Here is a 19,882-nt window from a genome sequence, read left to right as displayed (position 1 = left end):
TCAGTGTTTTGCAAGGAACTCGAGATGATGCTTGGCGGTGTCCTTCGGCTTCTCGATCATCGGAACATGACCGACATCCTCAAACACGACCGATTCAGCGTCAGGGATGCCATTTTTGAGAACATCGACACAGCTGACATCGATCAACTGGTCGTGGCGTCCCCAGATGATGAGGGTTGGCGCTTTCACCTGATCGAGGCGATCGTTCAACGGTTTGCCGGTGCTGTCTTCGACCAGATTCCAGAATATCTTATCGAGCAAATCTCGGTGCACGGCAAAATCCTCATAAAAGATTTTCCGAAACTGCCCGGGGACTTTCATCGGTTTGTGGGCCACAAATGCAAGCATCCGCTTCACATCCTCAGGACTGTGAATTTCAAGCGGGTTTTTCCCATCCTGTGCTTCTTTCTGGAGTCGGCTCTCGTTCGCCCCGGTCACGCCGGCATTGTTGAACAATGTCATCGAAAGCAGACGTTCGGGATAGTCCAGCGCGAAACGGAGGGATATGAACCCGCCCATGCTGTTACCGCCAATATGACATTTTTCAATTCCCAGCGCATCCAGAAAGTCCCGTACGCGCGAGGCTTGCGTCGCCATGTCATAATCACGGTCGGCGTCCCTGACATTCTCTCCGAACCCAGGCAGATCGGGAGCAATCAACCGGTATTTTCCTACAATTTCCGGCGCGTACATCGCCCAGTTATCCTTGTCACCGCCAAATCCATGCAACAGCACCAGAGCTTCTGCATCGGGAGAGCCTCCCTCCAGATAAGGCCATGTCATATCGCCGACCTCGATTGATTTTTCCGTAAGCTTGCCTTTTCTGCGCAACGCATTGCGAAAGAACCGGAACAGGGTGCGCGGGAACAGAACATAGAGGGCGATGAACGCCACGATGATGATTCCCAATATCGTGAAAAATATACTCATGGCGCGTCATTACCCCTTTTCTGCTGCCAGACGCGTGTCCAGCCAGTCGGTCATATCATTCAAAACCTGGTCTTTTTCGGGTTCATTGAAAATCTCGTGAAACAGCTCCGGATAGATTTTCAACATCTTGTCCGTGGAGGCGATATGAGCCTCCAGAAAACTTGAACCTTCCGCCGCGGCGAGGCTGTCTTCCTGACCGTGGAGCATGAGCAAAGGCAGCGAAATCTGTCCGGCATGCTGCTGAACGAGGGTCATGTTGCGGAGCATTTCTGCTGCCAGCCGTGCGCCCATCTTGCCATTGTAGACGAGCGGGTCTGCGAGATAGTCTGCCACAACTGTCGGATCGCGGCTCACCCCATTCGGGTCTAGTTCCAATACCCCCAATTTCGGAAAAACGCGGGCCAAAAAGCCACTGACGGTCTTCAGTAATGCCGACGGTTCTTCCGCTGCCTTGACCGCCGGACCGGACAGCACCGCAGCGGCAAATTCGGATTGATGGGCTAGCAGGTAGGTCGCGCTGATTAATCCGCCCATACTGTGGCCGACCAGCACGACAGGCGTTTCGGGAAAATCCTGCCTGGCGTGAGCGAGCAACTGTCCGACACCGTCATGATATACCGAAAAGTCCGGTACAAAACCGGGTGTGCCGTCTGATTGCCCATGCCCCCAATGGTCGACGGCATAGACACCATAGCCCTTGCCAAGACAATGTTCGGCAAAATATTGGTATCGACCGGAATGTTCCGCATAGCCATGGATCAGCAAAATAAGTGCTTTGGGATTTTTATCCGGCAGCCATTTCTGCCAATATAATTTCGCGCCTGCCGCTTTCGATCCCGTTGGAAGCAGGAGTATGCCATCTTCCTGTTTCAAGCAATTTTCCTTTTCACCACCAATTCGTGATCGTGCGCCAGTTCATTTTCATATTTAAACAATATCCGGTCGAGCGCCTGGCTGATCTTGGTCTGGGTCCGGACCATTTCGATTTTCGGCCAGGTCGTCCGCTCGCCAAGCTGAATCAGTTCTGCAATGTCCTCCACCGGCAAATTGCTCAAAATCTTAGATGGCCCCCAGAACATGGTTGGCCGGATGATATTGATATCACCAGTATAGTCCTGGTTTATCACCGACAGTGCCATATTGGCCATGCTGTTCAAACGCGGGAAATAGGACAATGGTTTCTGCATCATTTCCACATTGGCGTTGAACCATGCTTTCATGGTCGTCGTCGATGCATTGCGGATCGATGACAGCGGATTGCGTTTCTGGCTGAAATCGGTGGCAAAGGGCGTAACCAGTGGATTGGCCTGACTGACGATATGGTGATTGACCCCGTAAAGTCTCGCGAGCCTTTTCACCGGCAGATCGTGCGTGACCGAACCGTCAACCCATTTGCGATTGGGCAGATAGGGAACCCGCTCGCCGCGATGGTTTTTTGCTGCCAAAGTCACCGGGGGATAGATGCCCGGAACCGCACAGGAGGCGAGAACCGCTTCGCGAATATAGACATTGGGTGATGCGATGGCGTTCAGCAACCGGGACGTCTGGTGCTTCTCTGCCGGAGCGATCGAAACATTGAGATGGCGACCGGTAAGTTCATAAGCTTCCTGAAATGTCAGATCGGGAAGCATGTCGGTCAGGCGCTGGCGGATCTCATCCGCACGCATACGACTGGGGCCGCCCAGAAAACCGCCCTGCCCTTCGTCTTCCTGATCCGCACCAAGGGTCAGATTCTCCGGCTTGAAAAAAGGCGGAATTTCGGAGTCGACATGCGTACTGATCAACGCCCCAACGACCGAGCCACCGCTGGAACCGGACATGATATCGGGCAACAATCCTTCTTCCCAAAGTGCCTTGACGACCCCGACGTGAAAATAAAGATAAGCGCCGGAACCGCTCATCAGGAAGGCTGATCGTCCGTAGCAATGCTGCGCACGCCGGAAGAAATCGAGCTTTTCTTCGAACGGGATGTCGGTAACCTTGTCGCTCGCCAGATATTCCAGCGAATTGGCAATCGCATCGACATAGTCCTGAATGAGCCGTTTGGTGCCAAATTTCGCTTTCTGATGGAGGCGGGGATGTCCCATGCCGTCCATATTGCCATGAATGCCCTCATTCAGGGCATATAGAAGTCCTGCATTATCCTGAGCTTTCCACAATCTGGAAAGGCGCTTCAAACGGCGACGGATCGACTTGTGGTCGAAATGCTTGCTCTCGTCAGACGCCTTCCATATGTCGACGCCGGTCGATTTATCATGCGCTTTCGCGGCTTTTGACCATTCGGAATAGCTCTTGGCCTGGGCCATCGCTTTTTCCATTTTCAAAGTCGTGTTCAGGATCATCTTCGGTCCACTCTTCCACCAAAATTACGCATGGTATTTGCCGGCCCCCGGGGAATCGGGCGTCGCGCAATCTATCCGCTCCCTATTTCACTTTCGGCTTGCCTCCACCGCCTGCTTTTGCAGCAACCCTTCTGGGTTTCCTGGCAACCCTTCGATACATTACCGAACCATCTCCGGGCGTTAGCGGTTTTTTGGGTGCTACTGCCGCTTTTTTGGTCTGACGTGCACCAGCCTTAGGCTTGGCATCGCGCAGTTCCTTGAATGCTCTTTGCAGGCATTCGCGGAAAAACTCAATGTCGGGCATCATTTTTCGGTCCGAAATGATATTAAAAGAGATGGTTCCGTTATAGCTTGGCGTGGCAATAAACAGCCCCATTCCGTGCGCCAGCGGTGCCAGACCATATTGATGCGTCAGCTTCGCTCCGTTCATGTAAAGCTGAATCTGTGGGCCGGGAACGTTCGAAACCATCAAATTGCTCATTTTTGGTGCAAAACGTTCGTCGGTCAGAATGCGCGCAACACTCGCCATGGTTACCCCGGGAATATGCTGGGTCAGATCGGTCATAATCCGCGCACTCAGCCCGGATTTTGCTGCCTTGGTTTCGCGTGTCGTATCCCTGATCGCTTCGAGGCGTTCTACCGGATCAGCGATATTGGACCAGATCTTGATCGTCATCGCCGATATATTATTTCCCGGATTGGCTTCATCTCCAGAGCGGCTGCGGGCGTTGACAGGCGCAACTGCGACAAGCGAATCCTTTGGAAGTTCCTTATGTTTGGTCAAATAGTGGCGCAAGGCCCCGCTGCAAATCGCAAGCACCACGTCATTGATTGTCGCATCACTCACCTTAAGACGCATTTTCTTCAGTTCATCGAGATCGAAGGTGATTGCATCAAACATCTTATGGGGTGTGACCGGCCCATTGAACCGGGTTTGCGGGACGCCGGTTGCGGTTTTATCATCGCCGCCCGTTATCGACTTTTGCGCCGATGACACCAGAGCCGGCGCAAATTTCAGCAATGCCTGGGCCAGTTTTACCGGGGAAGTCACCGTATTGTTGATCGCACGGCTCAATATTTCAGATGTTGTCGGCAAGTCATTCGCAGGAGAATCGCCTTCCGGCAAGGGAATCGCAGGCGTGCCGTGCGGATCCTTGTCCGACACAGCCGCGAAAAAATGCGCGCCGGACACACCGTCGATGGTGGAATGGTGAATCCGCGTCAAAATGGCATAGCTTCCCTTGGCATAACCGGGAATATTGTCGAGACCTTCCAGCACGTACATGTCCCAAAGAGGTCGGGTCATATCCAGCGGCTTGCTATGATGGCGCGCCACGTGAATACAAAATTGCCGCCAGTCCCCCGGCGCTGGCAGGCGTCCATGCGAAATATGCGCTTCCAGATCAAAATGTTCGTCTTTGACCCAATAAGGGTGATCGATATCCATCGGCAGCCGGTATAATTTCCGCTTGAACATTGGCGAAACGTCCATGCGTTTACGCATATGTTCGATAATGTCCTTGAATCTTACTTTCCCGCCAGGGGCGGTCGAAGGATCAAAAATATAGACCGCCATCACATGGGTGAGATTGGTGGCAGACTGAATATACAGAAACTGGGCGTCCTGTGCGCTCAGTTGGCTTATGTTGCTTTGCTCGGTCATTTATAATGTCCTTTCGGCGGCCCGCGTCATTCAAATATCCTGTCGGCCAAGGTCAACAATTCGAGCCGCGATTTTTCCATGCGGCGCGAAAGCGCCCTGAACTTCCGCAACAATGCTTTGCGTTCGGCTACGATTTCCGGAGTAGTTTCGCCGGTCAAGCCAAGACCGGCAGCCATTTTGAAACCATTTTCAAACAGGATTTTCCCGATTGAAGCCTCGCTGGTGATCCGGCGGAGCAGATAGGCCTGCCGCCCCTCTTTCAACGCCATCGCCACACAACTTTTCTTGTCGATCGCCTGCCCCGGTTCGAGCCGCGACAAAATATCCAGAACGACGCTATACGCCTCGACAAAGGGCAGGAATACCGCATGACCGACCAGCGGCTGGAAGCGGTTGGTGAGACTGATCAGCTTGACGCCGCCATCCTCCAACTTCGCCTCCCAGTCGGGATCGGTCCGTTGCAATTCCGCTTTCAAATTCTCGCGATACTGCTGCTTTTCGGGATAGAAAAATTCAAATTTGAACAGATCGCGAAGCCGGTCTGTCTCCTCCCAGAATAGGTCCACCGCTTTCCGATCATTGACTTCGCGCGCTTTCAGAATCGATAATTCTATAATCGCCTTGTCGAGGAAATGATGAATGATCGAATTCCGATAATAGCTCGCAATTGGATGCTGGTCCGGCTCGATCGCGTAGACCAGAGTCGAGCCTTTGTCATAGCGAACCAGCAGTCCGTTGTTGACCAATGTCTCGACGACCTGCTGTATCGATTCGAGATTCTGATCCGTCAGATCTTCGCTCATGCGGATATTTCGCTCGCGCGCCCAGCCGGTCAGATAGGTTATGACCGCGCGCAGTTCTTCTTCCGTCATCGCACGTGGTGCGGTGCCAAGCAAAAACAGACACATCAGCGACGTCAGCGTCAGCGGTGTCGCTCGATTGGCCTGCACCGCCACTTCAAAGGCCATTTTCGACAAGGCCAGGCGATCATTCGGATTGGGGGCCTTTTTCACGACCACCGGCTCGCCGAAATCGACATAGACTTTGCCCATTGGCTCCCGCAGACTGCGGAGATAGCCGATGAACCAGCTCAGGGATTCAGGCTTCTTGATACGCCCGGTCTGCTCGCTCGCATATTCCTCGACATCCCGGATCAGATCGAAACTGGTAACGACCGGGATGATGTGCACATTTTCGATGTCGTTGCTGTGTGCGCTGTCCATGACATATTTGAGCAACCCGTAACGAGGTGGCATCAGCTTGCCGAGCCGCGAGCGGGTCCCTTCGAACGCCCAGGTCATCGGGAAGCGTTTTTCGAGCAGATAGCTTACATAATAACGCAAGACGAGCTTGTAGACTTGGTTGTTCTCGAAACTCCGGCGAATGAAAATCGTACCCGCCCGGCGCAACATGAACCCCAGCCCGAAAAAATCCAGATTGATGCCGCCAAACAGATGGATCATCGGCAAATCATTTTGATAGGCAAGATCCGTAGCCGTGACGCCATCGATATAGGTTTTATGGGTGAACAGCAGCAAGGTGGGATGTTCCCGCATTGTCGTGCGCAAACGATTCAGCTCCTTGCGGTCAAAAACAACATCGTTCTCATAACCTTGCGAGAGCATGAAGCGGTCGAGCTTTGCCTTCATGTCGATGAACATCGGACTGGGCCGGGCGATCAGCTCCTTCATATATTTTGCGGCTTGTTCGTAGAGCGCCACTTCGCTCTTGCCGGTATCGGCGGCAAGCCGCGTCATAGCAGCCCGGAACCGCGCGTCGCTGCGCAGACCCGCGGCAACATGACGGGGAACCTTATAGCGTCGTCCCCGCAGTCCGCGCTCGGCGATATCCAGCACGAGACCCGCCTGCCGGATCACAAAGGCCGCAAATTCGCTATTGTCGGTCTGGTCATAATCCTTGCTGACTTCAGCGAATCGTTTTTCGAGTTCAGCAATGGTTGCGGGCTGTCCGGTCAGACATTGAGCACGGCGCTTGTTGCGCAAGAGAATGGACCGTGCCCGAAAACTACCCGGGTTGCGCGGATCCCCGAAGATGACATGACGCATTTTGACGGCACGGCTTTTTTCGAAATTGGGAATACGCCAGGCAATCCGCACCGGCACGACCAATGTATCGGGATTCCCTTTCAATTTTTCCGCGAGGGGGCCGAGGCGCAATTTGGTCCGTTCGTCCGATATCGGCAAGGAAACCCAATTCAGTTTCTCGCCAGCCATGTCCCGGCCGACAGACTTGTAGAGCCAATCAAGGAGATAGCGCCGTTCGACACCATTGCGCGCATCTATAACAAATAGCTTCGGACCTTTCGCCAATAAGGGCCCGGCATCTACTATTTGTGTTTTTTCTTCCATCCCTGCTCCTTGACGTCAGCCTATTCCACCGCTTGAATTGTCGTCGACTTAGCCGTGGCTGGCTTCTTTGGCGCGGTAGATCGACTTACCGACTTCTTGGCAACGGATTTCTGCGCCGCTGGTTTCTTGGCGCCCGTTTTCCGAACGGTGGGCTTCTTGCGCGTTGCCGGCTTTTTTGCTTCCGGTTTTTTCGGCACAGAGGCTCGCTTCGCGCCGCTTGTCTTTTTTACCGGTGCCCGATCGTCATTGACCAGCGCTTCAAGCGCCTCCTCTTCTTCCCCCTGCCCGAGAGCCTCGAGGAACATGCCACGCACTTCTGCGACATGCTCGTTCATCGTCCGCACCGACCATTTGCTGGTGTCTACTGCCGGCAGAACATCAACCCGGACCTTGGCGGGACGCATCAGGAATTCGTTCTTCGGAGCAACATCGCCGGCATTGTGAATGACGATCGGTACCATCGGCACACCCGCCTGGATCGCCATATGAAAAGCACCCTTTTTGAACGGACCCAGTTTCGGTGAAAGGGTGCGCGTACCTTCCGGAGCGATAACGATCGATTTGCCGTCGATCTTGATCGCATCAATCAATGGCGCCATCGTCTTGATCGCGCTCTTCGCATTGGCACGGTCGATGAACACTGTCCCGGCCAGTTCCATCAGCTTGCCAATCACCGGGGTATCGCGGACCTCCTTCTTGGCCACCCCGCCCATATCCCGGCGGATCAATTTGGCTAGGATCATCACATCCGCCTTGCTCTGATGATTGAAAACAAAAATACAGGGCCGCGACGTCCACAGATTTTCTTCGCCGGTCACTTCCAACTCGCAACCGGTCAGCGCGGTCGCAATATCACCAAACAAGCCGGTCGAGAAATTCATCGCCTCGCGTTGCGATCCGGTCAACGCCCAGATTGGCAGTGACGCGACAGCCGACCCGATCAGCGACCCGGTCGCATAGATCGTCCGGATATAATCGACCGGTTTGCCCTGTCCGCGGCTTTCATATTTTTCCAGCGGCCAGTCATTTTCCCGCGCCACTTCGCGCAATTTCGCGTTGGGATTCAGCGGTCGCGGCTTGCCGACCCGTTCCAGCAATTCGATATCGTCATAGCTGTCCGAATAGAAATAGCTTTTGTCGAGATCGAGGCCATAATCTGCGGCCAGACTTTCTGCAGCGATAACCTTGCCCTCGCCAAAACACAGCGGCCGGATGATGTTTCCGGTAAACTCGCCATTCTCGACTTCATATTGCGAGCACAGTACGTGTTCGATGTCGAGATCACGCGCGGTCGGTTCGATCTGGTAGATGGTAGCCGAGGAGACGATGGCGATCGTATGCCCCTTAGCGCGATGGGCTTCGATCAGTGCCCGAGCCTCGGGATAGACTTTCCGTGCGATATGCTTTTCGTACAGCTCTTCGCCAAATTCGAAGTAGCTTTCTTCGGTGACGCCCTTCATGAATTTAGCTGCGCCAGTCATCAACCCCGAAAAGCCCATGTTCCCGGTGCTATATTGCGCCATGACATTGATCGTTTCGACGACTTCTTCAGCAGTCATTTCCCGCCGTTTTATTTTCTCCCACAACATCGCCGTAGCCGAATAGCCCGCGATGATAGTCCCGTCGAAATCAAACAAGGCAGCGATATGCGCACCTTCCGGCGCGTCCAGGACATCTTGCAAATGGGATTGATGGTCAGCGTTTTTCTTATTGATCATTCAAATGTCCTTTACCCGAAGCCCATCGTGGCAAAAAACACCGGCTTTTCCCAGCGAATATTGGAGAAAGCGTCGATTCATTCTGCAATCACCAACAGGCAAATTGGAAAACGGCATGACCTATCGCCCAAAAACCGGATGCATCTGCCCCCGCTGTACCGATCAGGCCATATCCCGGATCCGCCACCGCGAGAAACGGTGACCGAAAATGGCCAGCACATTGCCCGGCGGAACGGAAGATGATTACCGTCAGGTAGAGAGATAATCATGCTAAACTTACAAACAATATTGATTTACACTTTTCCCGTCTCTTTTTTTCCCGTCTCTTTTTTTATCGCGGACAGGAGAATGCGGCCGCCGCATTTCATCGACAGACAAGTGATTTTTCACGACCTCAATCTGGGGCCTTGCGGAACAAAAAGCCACAAGAAGGCCACAGGACAGGCCGTGCTGCCCTATGGCTCCTCCGGGGCAAGGATTGTCTAGATCCCAAGGTCCCACATATAATAAACCGCAACAGCGACAAAACCCTGCAATATTGCCAAAGCCAGCCAGCTTCGCAACGTAATGCCAAGCTGCCTGCGGTGGTCATGTCTGAACGCCTTCAGCTTCTCCGCAACCGTATCGTTGCAGGTCAGCAAGGCCGTATCCAGTGCCGAAGCCGTGGTCAGAAAGTCCAATATTGCCTGTTGTTCGCCATCGGTTGTTGATGGATATTTTGCCAACAGGCTTTCAATATACATGCGTCCATCTTCCGCCGTTGATGGTGCAGCCTCACTCTTGATTTCATTCATTTTGTGCATTTCAATTTCAGTTACGAACAGTTTCGCGCAAACGCGGGCTGTTGCGTAATATTGCCGGTAGACTCCCGGAGGAATCTGATGAATTTCTAGCCTGAAAAATGCATAGGAGGCGCGCGCGGCGATATCGCCCGGGAACCGCTTCGGAAAAGTATATGATCCGCAAAATAGCCGGGAACCGGAGCAGGGAAAAGCTGTCCAACGCCCTCGCCACCGGCAGGAAATTTGGCAAAGGCCGATATTTTGGGCGGTATGTCCGGGCCGCTGTCATTTGCGACCTGCTTTCGGGCAAGCTGGATCGTCCCGGACGTCTTTGCCAGAACACAGGATCCCGGACCGAGCGTTGTCGCAAAAACGAGCGGCCCGTGATTTGGGCGGTAGCCAGAGCCCTCGGATCCAGGGAGTTGCAGCCCAAACGACAGGCTTGCAAAGACGAGCAGGCCGCTCAAAAACAGCCGCGACATCCAATGGGAATATCCCTGACGGTTCGTTTCTATAGCCATATAGTCAATCAACGTAAGTTTCATACGCCCTGCTAGAAGAATGAGGAGCAATTGGACCTGTTCGAACGGGATTTCAAGCCGGATTCAGCTTCGTGTGACCAAAGCAAAGGATCACACCGTATAGATACGGAAAAACGTTCGCCTAGCCCGATATCAAGCGGCGAAAACAGGGCATTTTGGCGTTAAAAAAAGCCAAATGGCACGAAGATTATTGCGGACGCCCCAATATGGGTTGCGAGGCCGCGCGATGATCGCTACACGCTGCCCCGTCTATGAGGTGCGTTGGCTGAGTGGTCGAAAGCGCCGCACTCGAAATGCGGTATGCCAGCAATGGTATCTAGGGTTCGAATCCCTAACGCACCTCCACAGACACACACTTCACCTTTGCACAAATGCGCCCCCTTCATCGGTGCGTGATCACCGCTCCCTTCCCGGACGGGAAAGGAGCTTTCTCCGCAGCAATTCCATCGGACCAGTGTCACACGGGCCACGCCCGATTGCCAATACCGCGCTTGCATCTGTCCCCAAAGCGCCTAAATTGGTAACATGAATTCAACAGATCCCTTCAAGTCCGGCAATCCCTTGCCGCCCAACACGCCCGCTATCCTCGACGCGCGTTTCGCGATTGGTGATGTGGTCCGCCATCGGATTTTTGATTTCCGCGGTGTAATCTACGATATTGATCCGGTCTTCGCCAATAGCGAGGAATGGTATGAAGCTATCCCGAAGGATCTTCAGCCACCGAGGGATCAGCCTTTTTATCATCTTTTTGCGGAAAGTAGCGAAGGCAGCTATATCGCCTATGTCAGCCAGCAGAATCTGTTATCTGACGATAGCGGCGAGCCCATAGGGCATCCTGACGTCGCACGACTTTTCCATGCGACCGAGAGCGGCCAGTATCAGTTACACGGCATTCACCGGCACTAGCGCCGGCGCCGTCAGGACTTGATCTTCCAGCCTGATTTCAGCAGAAAATAGCATAATAGCGCGAGGCCGACGTTAATCGCCAGCAAGATCAGCGCGCCCGCAACAATGGGCGAATCCGCTACGCCCAAAAAGCCATAGCGGAAACCTGAAATCGCATAGAAGAAGGGATTTGCGTGGCTCACCGCCTGAAAGACTGGGGACAGCCGGTCGATGGAATAGAAAGTTCCGGAAAGAAGCGCCAGCGGAGCGACTACAAAATTGGTCACCGCAGCCGCATGGTCGAATTTCTCCGCCCAGATCGACGTCAGCACGCCGAGGAAAGACAACATCGCGGATCCCATTATGCCGAACCAGAGCACTGCCCACCAATGGGCAATCCCGACATCGACCCCCGGCCAGAAAAACATTGCCAGCCAGACCGCAAAACCGACCAGCGCCGCCCGGGTCATCGAGGCCCCTACCAGAGCCGCCAGCAACTCTCCTACCGACAAGGGCGGGGTCAGATAATCGATAATCGTCCCCTGAATCTTGCCCACCAGCATCGAGAAACTGCTGTTGGCGAAAGCATTTTGCAACATCCCCATGCAGATCAGCCCGGGAGCGATAAAATCGGCGAAGGGAACACCCAAAACGGTTCGGTCACCACGGCCCAGGGCGACCGTGAATATGACCAGAAACAACAATGTCGTGATCGATGGGGCCCACACGGTCTGCAACTGAACCTTGAAAAACCGCAGTACCTCTTTCCAGTATAGCGCGGCAAATCCGGCCCAATTCACTCCCCGAATGACCGGCACGCCCGGGTCCGCAAAATTCATTGCATTTGCCGGCAGGTCTGATGGATGATCGTTTTTTGATTGGTTGAGCATATTGTTTTCGCCTATCGGCTCTCAGCGTCAATCACAACCCCATATTGCGCTGTGCGCTTGGCATTATCTTGGTTGTATATTCACCCCAGCGACCCTATATTACCGGAAACTGGAAATGATTAGGATTTTGCATGGCTTGGACGGACGAGCGGATTGATTCACTGAAGAATATGTGGGAAAAAGGCCTGACTGCCAGCCAGATCGCGGAAGAACTGGGCGGCGTCAGTCGGAATGCTGTAATTGGCAAAGCGCATCGTCTTGGCCTGAAATCGCGCCCGTCGCCGGTAAAGGCGAAGCCGAAAGCCAAAAAAGGTGCGAAGCCTGCGGCCAAGCCGAAGAAGCCACCAACGAAATCCGCCACGACACCCAAGCCCAAGGAAGAGCATGTTGCACGGCGCGCAATGCCGCCACCAACGCCCGCAGCCCGCACACACGCAGCACAACAGGCTCGCCAGCCCAAACATGATGGTCCGAAGATTGTCTCCGTCGGCCCCGGTGGCTTTTTGCGCCAGGGTCCGGGCGACCAGCAGGCACCAATTCCGCCCGCACCGCCACGCCGTCTTGTCCCTGCCAAGCCGAGCGACGAAATTGCCGACAAGACAAGCCTGCTTGACCTAAATGACAAAATCTGCCGCTGGCCGATCAATCATCCCGGTGAACCTGATTTTCATTTCTGCGGTGAAGAAGTGAACCCGGGATTCCCTTATTGTGTCGAACATTGTGGTCGCGCATTTCAGGCGCAATTGCCGCGCGGAACCCGTCGTCCTCCGCCGCCACTGCCATTTGGTGGTCCGCGCGTCCGATAGAAGATTCGTTGGGAATTTGGTGATTTTTCGATCCTTTGGCAGATGACCGCATAAGTCTCTTGCCAGCGAGACTCTTGCGCTCTTATAGAGTCGACCATGTCTGATGATCTGTTCGGCTCTAACCCGCCAACCCAATCCAAAACCGGTGACTATGATGCTTCGTCAATCGAGGTCCTGGAAGGCCTTGAGCCTGTTCGCAAACGTCCCGGAATGTATATTGGCGGAGTCGACGAACGCGCGCTCCACCATCTTGCGGCCGAAGTCATCGACAATAGCATGGATGAAGCGGTCGCCGGCCACGCCAGCCGGATAGAAATCACGCTGGATTCAGAAAACCGGCTGACCGTAACCGACAACGGGCGCGGTATACCGGTTGATCCCCATCCGAAATTTCCCGGCAAGTCCGCTCTGGAAGTGATCATGACGACGCTTCACTCGGGCGGCAAATTTTCCGACAAGGCCTATGCGACATCGGGCGGGCTGCACGGCGTCGGCGTATCCGTCGTCAACGCCCTGTCCTCCGACACCATCGTCGAAGTCGCCCGGAACAAGACGCTGTATCGCCAGTCCTTTTCCAAAGGCATGGCGACCTCCAAACTGGAAGAGGTCGGCACGACGCAGAACCGTCGCGGAACCAGCATATCTTTTATACCCGACACCGAGATTTTCGGCGAAGGCAATCTGTTCAAGCCCTCCCGATTGTTTAAGCTGGCCCGCTCCAAAGCCTATCTCTATGCCGGTGTCGAGATCCGCTGGAAATGTGACGAGAGCCAAGCCAGCGATGATATCCCCGCCGAAGCGGTGTTCCAGTTTCCCGGTGGCCTATCCGATCACTTGCGCGAACAGCTATCTGGACGCGAATGTGTCACGACAGATTTCTTTGCCGGCAATCAGGATTTTCCTGAAGCCCAAGGCCGCGTCGAATGGGCGATTACCTGGCCGATCTGGACCGATGGAAGCTACAGCTGGTATTGTAACACTATTCCCACGCCCAATGGCGGCACTCATGAGACGGGGCTTCGCAACGCCCTAGTCAAGGGACTGCGCGCTTTCGGCGAACTGGTGCAAATCAAGAAGGCGTCACAGCTCACCGCAGACGATATTATTTCCGGCGGCGAGATGATGCTGTCCGTCTTCATCCGTGATCCGCAATTTCAGAGCCAGACCAAGGACCGGCTTACCTCACCGGAAGCGTCAAAACTGGTCGAGAATGCGGTGCGCGATCATTTCGACCATTTCCTCACTGACAATATGGATCGCGGCAAGGCATTGCTCGGCTTTGTTATGGAGCGGATGGACGAGCGGCTGAAGCGCAAGGCCGAACGCGAGGTCAAACGCAAGACCGCGACATCCGGTCGCAAGGTACGTCTCCCTGGCAAGCTGACCGATTGTTCAATCGGCGACCCCGAAGGCACCGAATTGTTCATTGTCGAAGGCGACAGTGCTGGCGGCTCCGCGAAACAGGCCCGCGAGCGCAAGACCCAGGCGATCCTCCCGATCCGCGGTAAAATTCTCAACGTGGCGTCCGCGAACAACGCCAAGATCATGGCGAATAGCGAAATTGCCGATCTGATCCTCGCGCTGGGCTGCGGCACGCGCAAGGATTGTCAGCCCGACAATCTGCGTTACGAACGCGTAATCATCATGACCGACGCCGACGTCGACGGCGCTCATATCGCGACTTTGCTGATGACCTTTTTCTTTCAGGAAATGCCGGAACTCGTCCGCCGAGGCCATCTCTATCTGGCCCGGCCACCGCTCTATCGCATCAGCGCCGGGGGCAAGAGCCTCTATGCGCAGGATGACGCAGCCAGAGCAAAAATCGAAAGCGGGCCGTTCAAGGGCAAGAAAATCGACGTCAGCCGGTTCAAGGGTCTCGGTGAAATGAATCCGTCACAGCTGCGGGAAACGACGATGGATCCGGACACGCGCTCCCTGTTCAAGGTAACCCTGCCGCCCGAATATGAGCAACGCGCGGGCGTCAAGGATCTGGTGGACCGGTTGATGGGGAAAAATCCGGAGCATCGCTTCAACTTCATACAGCAAAATGCCGCCAGCCTTGATGAGGATGTGATAGACGCTTAACAATAATGATCTGACTGAAATCCGGTTTCAGGAGATTTTCATGCGCATCCTCTATTCCTTCACCCTGTTTCTGGTTTGCTGCTCGCCCATATTGATCCCGAGCCAGACCAATGCCCAGACCGGGGAATATGTCTCTGCACAGCTCGGCAAACGCACCGATGAGGCCCTTAATCTGCTGCAGGGAAAAACCATTGAAGCAGGCATTTTTGACGAAAATTTCCGCAACGCCGTGCCTCCGGATCAGCTGCGCGCGCTCCGCCAGAAAATATCGGAGCAACAGGGGCAAGCACTCGACATTGTTTCGATCACGTCACGCGGTGCCAACTCGGCGATTGTCAAGATTCGCTTTGAAAAATCCATAGGCACGATGCATCTGGATCTGGAGACGGCCCCTCCGCACCGTATTTCCGGCCTGCTGATCACGGGTTTTGAAGCCGCTGGCGACACAATCAAGGACGTCGTGGCGGCAATCGATGCCCTGCCCGGTCGCCAGGGCTTGATCATACAGCAACTGGACGGAACCGGTAGCCGGTCACCGCAGGTCGCACTGGATCCAGATGGTCGCTACGCGATCGCATCAACGTTCAAACTATATATATTGGCGGAAATCGACCGGGCCGTTCAGGCCGGTGAAAGACAATGGTCCGACGTCGTTCGACTGGGACCAAAATCCCATCCTACCGGGATTAGTCAAAACTGGCCTGACGCGTCGCCGGTCACGTTGCACACATTGGCAACCCTGATGATCTCGATCAGCGACAATAGCGCTACCGACACATTGATCCGCGTGATCGGACAGCAACAATTGGCCAGAATTGTCAAAGCCGCTGGCCATCACAACCCTGACGAGTTGCGCCCCTTTCTTATGACACGCCAGGTATCCGTCCTGAAAATGCCGGCACTCAGGGCGCAGAGGGAGAGGTTTCTCGAAGCCAATCCGGCTGATCGCCAGAATCTGCTGACCCAATTCGACAACATATTGTCTCTCGACAGCCTCGATTCCCGTATATTGACCAACCGGCCCAATTGGATTGATCAGCTTGAATGGTTTGCAACACCGCAGGATATCATCAAATTGCTCGATCATCTGCACCGAAACGCGAGCGAGGAAACGAGAGCCATTCTCGCGATCAATCCCGGCATCGGACAGGATTCTGCCCGGAAATGGAATTATTTTGGCTATAAGGGTGGATCAGAACCCGGGGTCCTCTCCTACGGATTTCTTCTGCAGTCCAGAGCCGGGCATCATTACGCTATTTCGATCATCTGGAACAATAGCGAGCAATCCCTGCAGGAGAGCGATCTGCTGGCGCTGACGACACGGTTGGTAAATCTGCTGGCCGAGCAATAATCACAGCGTCGGGCCGGACAGCTTCGCTCAGGGCTGTTCCCCGGAGAGCGCCGCAACCAGTGCTTTCACCTTTTGCTGCCGCCATTGCGGAAGCGGTGCCATCAGCCAGTAACCGCGTGACGACACGCTGTCTTCACCGATGATCTCGATCCTGCCGGATTCCAGATCGCGCTGAGCCAGCATTTTGGGAACCCATGCATAACCGAAGCCGTTGACAGCGGCTTCAATGGCCAGACCGCCATCGGCGACACGCATCAATGTCTCCTCGCCCTCTGATATCGGACAACCCGGCCAGTCGATCTTGTTGCCGCCCTTCTGACCCGGCGCAGCAACTTTCACAAACACGGTATCGCCGAGCATCTTGCCCTCATGCTGTCCCGGCCCGTCGCCCAGCCATATCGCAACATCAAGATTGGCTTCGGTAAAATCAATTTCATCATCTGCGGCAACCAGTGCGAAACTGGTATCGGGATGATCGGCGGAAAAGGCAGACAGTCTTTCATTCAACCATTTCTGAGTAAAATCCCGCGGCGCTGCGATAGTCAGCTTGTGCGAGGACTGGCCCGACTGCATTGCCCGGACGGCTTCTTCAAATTGCAAAAAACCGGACCGCAGCGCATCAAGACCGGCGGATGCCTCATCGGTGAGTTCGAGACCTTTCGGGGTCCGGCGAAACATCACCACCCCCAGCATGTCTTCCAGTGCCCGGATTTGCTGCCCCACCGCTGCTGGCGTCACTGCGAGTTCGTCTGCCGCCTTGGTAAAGCTCAGGTGCCGAGCGGCAGCATCAAGCACGCGCAACCCGTTGAGGGGTAAATGGGTTCTTTTCATTGCTCGACAGTCGGTTCAGTTAACAGGAAATGGGGGATACGGACCTCAAAAACCGGAGGCGTGGCACCGACCATGATAAAATGACCTTCCATTGAGCCGCTGGGTGTATTGAGCGGACAACCCGAGACATAATCATGGGATTTTCCAGGCTCGATGATCGGCTGTTCGCCGATCACCCCTTCCCCGTCTACCATTTGCAATCCGCCGCGCTGGTCATTTATTCGCCAGTGTCGGGTCAGCAATTGCACCGCCGTATCGCGATGGTTCTCAATCCGGACATGATAAGCCCAAAACCAGCGTTTGCTGTCAATGTCGGATTGTTCCGGCAAGAAGGTTACAGCAACGCGCACAGTGACGCCGTCGGTTGTTTCAGCAAACGGGAAAAAGGACTTCATATGACCAATATAGAGTCAAAGGCCGACAGACGAAAGGGCCTGATCCAAGTCTTTGATCAAATCTGCCGGATCTTCCAGTCCGACACTGATCCGCAACATGTCTTCGGTAATCCCGATTTCCAGCCTGGCCTCCTCTCCCAGACCGTGGTGTGTGGTCGTCGACGGGTGACACATGAGCGTCCGGCTATCCCCGATATTGTTGGAAATATCGATTAGATTCAATGCATTGAGCAGGCCATGCGCCTGTTTGCGTCCGCCACCGACATAAAGCGAAAAGATCGGTCCGGCGGCCTCCATCTGGCTCATGGCGAGACCATGCTGCGGGTGGCTGGGCAGACCGGGGTGCAAGATTTTCTCTACCCGCTGCTCTAAAAACTTGCCCACTTCGATCGCATTATCACTCTGCCGCCTGATCCGCAGGTCCAGGGTCTCCAGTCCCTTGAGCACTACCCAGGCATTGAACGCGCTCAATGTTGGACCGGTGTTGCGGATGAACGCAAGCAATGTCCCTTCGATAAACTCTTCCGTGCCACAGACGGCACCAGCCAATACGCGTCCCTGCCCGTCCATCATCTTGGTCGCGCTATAGGCAACCACGTCCGCTCCATATTCCATCGGCCGCTGGAGCACATTGGTGGCAAAGGCATTGTCGACCACGCTGGTGATACCTTTGGCCCGCGCCAACGCGCAAACTGCCCGGATATCAATCACTTCCATTGTCGGATTGGCCGGCGTTTCAAAGAAGAAAACTTTCGTTTTCGGCGTGATCGCCTGTTCCCAATTTTCGACCTCGCGGCCGTCTATCACCGTCGTTTCGATCCCGAACTTGGGCAAGAGAGTATCGGTCAGCCAGCGACACGAACCAAATAGCGCCCGGCTGGCGACAACATGGTCGCCCGCTTGCAACTGACAAAGCAGAGATGCAGTCATCGCCGCCATGCCCGAAGCGGTAGAGCGACAGGCTTCCGCCCCTTCCATCATGGCAATCCGTTCTTCGAGCATCCGTACCGTTGGATTTTGCAGACGGCTGTAGGTCATGCCGCTCTGCTCGCCGGCAAAACGCGCAGCGGCATCCTCGGCGCAATCATAAGTATATCCGGAAGTCAGGAAGATGGCTTCGGACGTCTCACCAAATTCGCTGCGCATCGTCCCGCTGCGTACCGCCTTGGTCGCGGGGCGCCAGCTGCTGGTAATATCCCGATTTTGCCCGGTATCTCTTTTCATGTCTCTTCCTTAACCGTCCGTCAGCTGTGCGACAACAGCGTCGCCGATTTCGCGGGTTGAAGCCGTGCCACCCAGATCATGGCCAAGAACACCCTGCTGCAAAACGGCAGCAACCGCCGCCTCGATCCTTTGCGCTTCCGCTTCCCTCCCAAAGCTGTGCCGCAACATCATCGCTGCTGACAAAATCATTGCCGAGGGATTGGCAATGCCCTGCCCGGCAATATCCGGCGCGCTGCCATGGATAGGCTCGTATAACCCCTTGGTCCCTTCCCCCAGCGACGCCGACGCCAGCAGACCGATTGATCCGACGCACATGCTCGCCTGATCGGATAGAATATCTCCGAACAGATTGCCGGTGACGACAACGTCAAACTGGCCGGGATTGCGCACCAGCTGCATCGCGGCATTGTCGACATACATGTGACTCAGTTCGACTTCCGGATAGTCCGCAGACAGCTCGATCATCACGTCGCGCCACAATTGCGACGTTTCCAGCACATTTGCCTTGTCGACCGAACAGAGCCTTTTGCCACGCCCCATGGCGGTCTTGAAGGCGACATGGCCGATCCGCCGGACTTCGCTCTCGTCATAGGACATCACATCATAGCCCTCGCGCAGACCATCTGCGGTTGTCCGCATGCCCTTCTCGCCAAAATAGACATCGCCGTTCAGTTCGCGGACAATCACGACGTCGATGGTCCGCGCAATTTCCGGTTTGAGGCCGGAGGCATCTTCCATTCCCGGGAACATCTTGGCCGGACGCAGATTGGCGAATGTCTGCATTTCCTTGCGCAGGCCGAGCACCGCCTGTTCCGGGCGCAGGTGGCGTTCGAGATTATCGCAGGATGGATCACCCACCGCGCCGAACAATACTGCATCGGCGGTCTGCACCAGCTCCAGTGTTTCCGGCGGCAATGGATGACCGTGCTTGTGATAGGCCACACCGCCGACATCGGCGTGATCAAGGCAGAGACCCGGCAAGTCCATCGCCCCCAGCACGCGCAGCGCCTCGACCATGATTTCCTGACCAATGCCGTCGCCGGCGAGCACCGCAATATGCATGAGATTT

Annotated in this window: 16 protein-coding genes and 1 tRNA gene; 5 read left to right on the top strand and 12 right to left on the bottom strand. The window is 54.9% G+C overall.

Translation table 11 applies throughout. The features are described from left to right. From ACN0VD_RS11605 to ACN0VD_RS11575, 7 genes are all read right to left on the bottom strand, one after another. On the bottom strand, positions 1-930 hold the full coding sequence (locus ACN0VD_RS11605; protein WP_417594387.1) for an alpha/beta fold hydrolase: 930 nt from the start codon (positions 928-930) through the stop codon (positions 1-3). A gap of 9 nt (positions 931-939) precedes the next feature. Then, positions 940-1,803: a lysophospholipase gene (locus ACN0VD_RS11600; RefSeq protein WP_417594385.1), complete on the bottom strand. Its 864-nt coding sequence runs from the start codon at positions 1,801-1,803 to the stop codon at positions 940-942. Next, a complete protein-coding gene (locus ACN0VD_RS11595; RefSeq protein WP_417594488.1) occupies positions 1,800-3,248 on the bottom strand; it encodes a DUF3336 domain-containing protein in 1,449 nt (482 codons plus the stop codon). Before ACN0VD_RS11595 ends, ACN0VD_RS11600 begins: the two co-directional genes overlap by 4 nt. A 106-nt stretch (positions 3,249-3,354) precedes the next feature. Continuing rightward, complete coding sequence (locus tag ACN0VD_RS11590; protein ID WP_417594383.1) at positions 3,355-4,935, bottom strand: WS/DGAT/MGAT family O-acyltransferase; 1,581 nt, start codon at positions 4,933-4,935, stop codon at positions 3,355-3,357. A gap of 26 nt (positions 4,936-4,961) precedes the next feature. Continuing rightward, positions 4,962-7,304: a glycerol-3-phosphate 1-O-acyltransferase gene (locus ACN0VD_RS11585; protein WP_417594381.1), complete on the bottom strand. Its 2,343-nt coding sequence runs from the start codon at positions 7,302-7,304 to the stop codon at positions 4,962-4,964. A gap of 20 nt (positions 7,305-7,324) precedes the next feature. Then, positions 7,325-9,022 carry an HAD-IB family hydrolase gene (locus tag ACN0VD_RS11580; protein WP_417594379.1) on the bottom strand — a complete coding sequence of 566 codons (1,698 nt, stop codon included), beginning with the start codon at positions 9,020-9,022 and terminating at the stop codon, positions 7,325-7,327. Between the two features lie 482 nt (positions 9,023-9,504). Then, positions 9,505-9,825: a hypothetical protein gene (locus ACN0VD_RS11575; RefSeq protein ID WP_417594377.1), complete on the bottom strand. Its 321-nt coding sequence runs from the start codon at positions 9,823-9,825 to the stop codon at positions 9,505-9,507. A 776-nt stretch (positions 9,826-10,601) separates the two neighbouring features. Between ACN0VD_RS11575 and ACN0VD_RS11570 the strand changes: the two genes are divergently transcribed. Both ACN0VD_RS11570 and hspQ read left to right on the top strand, forming a co-directional pair. Beyond that, positions 10,602-10,691 (top strand) — tRNA-Ser (locus ACN0VD_RS11570). Positions 10,692-10,871: 180 nt separating this feature from the next. Then, on the top strand, positions 10,872-11,252 hold the full coding sequence (gene hspQ / locus ACN0VD_RS11565) for a heat shock protein HspQ (protein ID WP_417594375.1): 381 nt from the start codon (positions 10,872-10,874) through the stop codon (positions 11,250-11,252). An 11-nt stretch (positions 11,253-11,263) separates the two neighbouring features. Here hspQ and ACN0VD_RS11560 read toward each other — a convergent pair whose 3' ends face one another. Further along, the gene (locus ACN0VD_RS11560; protein ID WP_417594373.1) at positions 11,264-12,070 is read right to left on the bottom strand and encodes an ABC transporter permease; all 807 of its coding nucleotides are present in this window, start codon (positions 12,068-12,070) and stop codon (positions 11,264-11,266) included. Between the two features lie 182 nt (positions 12,071-12,252). Here ACN0VD_RS11560 and ACN0VD_RS11555 point away from each other — a divergent pair, with 182 nt between their 5' ends. The 3 genes from ACN0VD_RS11555 (at position 12,253) to ACN0VD_RS11545 (ending at position 16,363) form a co-directional block, all read left to right on the top strand. Beyond that, entirely contained in the window at positions 12,253-12,927 is a 675-nt protein-coding gene (locus tag ACN0VD_RS11555) for a GcrA family cell cycle regulator (protein WP_417594371.1), read from the top strand. A gap of 96 nt (positions 12,928-13,023) precedes the next feature. After that, the gene (gene parE / locus ACN0VD_RS11550; protein WP_417594369.1) at positions 13,024-15,012 is read left to right on the top strand and encodes a DNA topoisomerase IV subunit B; all 1,989 of its coding nucleotides are present in this window, start codon (positions 13,024-13,026) and stop codon (positions 15,010-15,012) included. Positions 15,013-15,052: 40 nt separating this feature from the next. Then, positions 15,053-16,363 carry a serine hydrolase gene (locus ACN0VD_RS11545; protein WP_417594367.1) on the top strand — a complete coding sequence of 437 codons (1,311 nt, stop codon included), beginning with the start codon at positions 15,053-15,055 and terminating at the stop codon, positions 16,361-16,363. A gap of 27 nt (positions 16,364-16,390) precedes the next feature. Here the strand turns inward: ACN0VD_RS11545 and ACN0VD_RS11540 are convergent, their stop codons facing one another. Genes ACN0VD_RS11540 through leuB form a run of 4 tightly spaced genes read right to left on the bottom strand, consistent with a single transcriptional unit; the run spans position 16,391 to position 19,875 of the window. Further along, a complete protein-coding gene (locus ACN0VD_RS11540; protein ID WP_417594365.1) occupies positions 16,391-17,194 on the bottom strand; it encodes a LysR family transcriptional regulator in 804 nt (267 codons plus the stop codon). Then, entirely contained in the window at positions 17,191-17,589 is a 399-nt protein-coding gene (gene apaG, locus ACN0VD_RS11535) for a Co2+/Mg2+ efflux protein ApaG (RefSeq protein ID WP_417594363.1), read from the bottom strand. Before apaG ends, ACN0VD_RS11540 begins: the two co-directional genes overlap by 4 nt. A gap of 15 nt (positions 17,590-17,604) precedes the next feature. Continuing rightward, positions 17,605-18,813 (bottom strand): trans-sulfuration enzyme family protein, encoded by a 1,209-nt coding sequence (locus ACN0VD_RS11530; protein WP_417594361.1) that lies wholly within the window; start codon positions 18,811-18,813, stop codon positions 17,605-17,607. 9 nt (positions 18,814-18,822) lie between these two features. Beyond that, positions 18,823-19,875 (bottom strand): 3-isopropylmalate dehydrogenase, encoded by a 1,053-nt coding sequence (leuB, locus tag ACN0VD_RS11525; RefSeq protein ID WP_417594359.1) that lies wholly within the window; start codon positions 19,873-19,875, stop codon positions 18,823-18,825. Positions 19,876-19,882 lie beyond the last annotated feature (7 nt).

This window comes from Parasphingorhabdus sp., assembly GCF_048267785.1.
In the GTDB taxonomy this organism is placed as follows: domain Bacteria; phylum Pseudomonadota; class Alphaproteobacteria; order Sphingomonadales; family Sphingomonadaceae; genus Parasphingorhabdus.
This window is presented reverse-complemented; position numbering and strand designations above follow the sequence as displayed.

Coding starts and splice junctions, on each gene's coding strand:
- ACN0VD_RS11595 (WP_417594488.1), bottom strand. CDS start 3,248: ATGGAAAAAGCGATGGCCCAGGCCAAGAGCTATTCCGAATGGTCAAAA.
- ACN0VD_RS11585 (WP_417594381.1), bottom strand. CDS start 7,304: ATGGAAGAAAAAACACAAATAGTAGATGCCGGGCCCTTATTGGCGAAA.
- ACN0VD_RS11575 (WP_417594377.1), bottom strand. CDS start 9,825: ATGCACAAAATGAATGAAATCAAGAGTGAGGCTGCACCATCAACGGCG.
- ACN0VD_RS11590 (WP_417594383.1), bottom strand. CDS start 4,935: ATGACCGAGCAAAGCAACATAAGCCAACTGAGCGCACAGGACGCCCAG.
- ACN0VD_RS11580 (WP_417594379.1), bottom strand. CDS start 9,022: ATGATCAATAAGAAAAACGCTGACCATCAATCCCATTTGCAAGATGTC.
- hspQ (WP_417594375.1), top strand. CDS start 10,872: ATGAATTCAACAGATCCCTTCAAGTCCGGCAATCCCTTGCCGCCCAAC.
- ACN0VD_RS11560 (WP_417594373.1), bottom strand. CDS start 12,070: ATGAATTTTGCGGACCCGGGCGTGCCGGTCATTCGGGGAGTGAATTGG.
- ACN0VD_RS11540 (WP_417594365.1), bottom strand. CDS start 17,194: ATGAAAAGAACCCATTTACCCCTCAACGGGTTGCGCGTGCTTGATGCT.
- apaG (WP_417594363.1), bottom strand. CDS start 17,589: ATGAAGTCCTTTTTCCCGTTTGCTGAAACAACCGACGGCGTCACTGTG.
- ACN0VD_RS11545 (WP_417594367.1), top strand. CDS start 15,053: ATGCGCATCCTCTATTCCTTCACCCTGTTTCTGGTTTGCTGCTCGCCC.
- ACN0VD_RS11555 (WP_417594371.1), top strand. CDS start 12,253: ATGGCTTGGACGGACGAGCGGATTGATTCACTGAAGAATATGTGGGAA.
- ACN0VD_RS11530 (WP_417594361.1), bottom strand. CDS start 18,813: ATGAAAAGAGATACCGGGCAAAATCGGGATATTACCAGCAGCTGGCGC.
- leuB (WP_417594359.1), bottom strand. CDS start 19,875: ATGCATATTGCGGTGCTCGCCGGCGACGGCATTGGTCAGGAAATCATG.
- ACN0VD_RS11605 (WP_417594387.1), bottom strand. CDS start 930: ATGAGTATATTTTTCACGATATTGGGAATCATCATCGTGGCGTTCATC.
- parE (WP_417594369.1), top strand. CDS start 13,024: ATGTCTGATGATCTGTTCGGCTCTAACCCGCCAACCCAATCCAAAACC.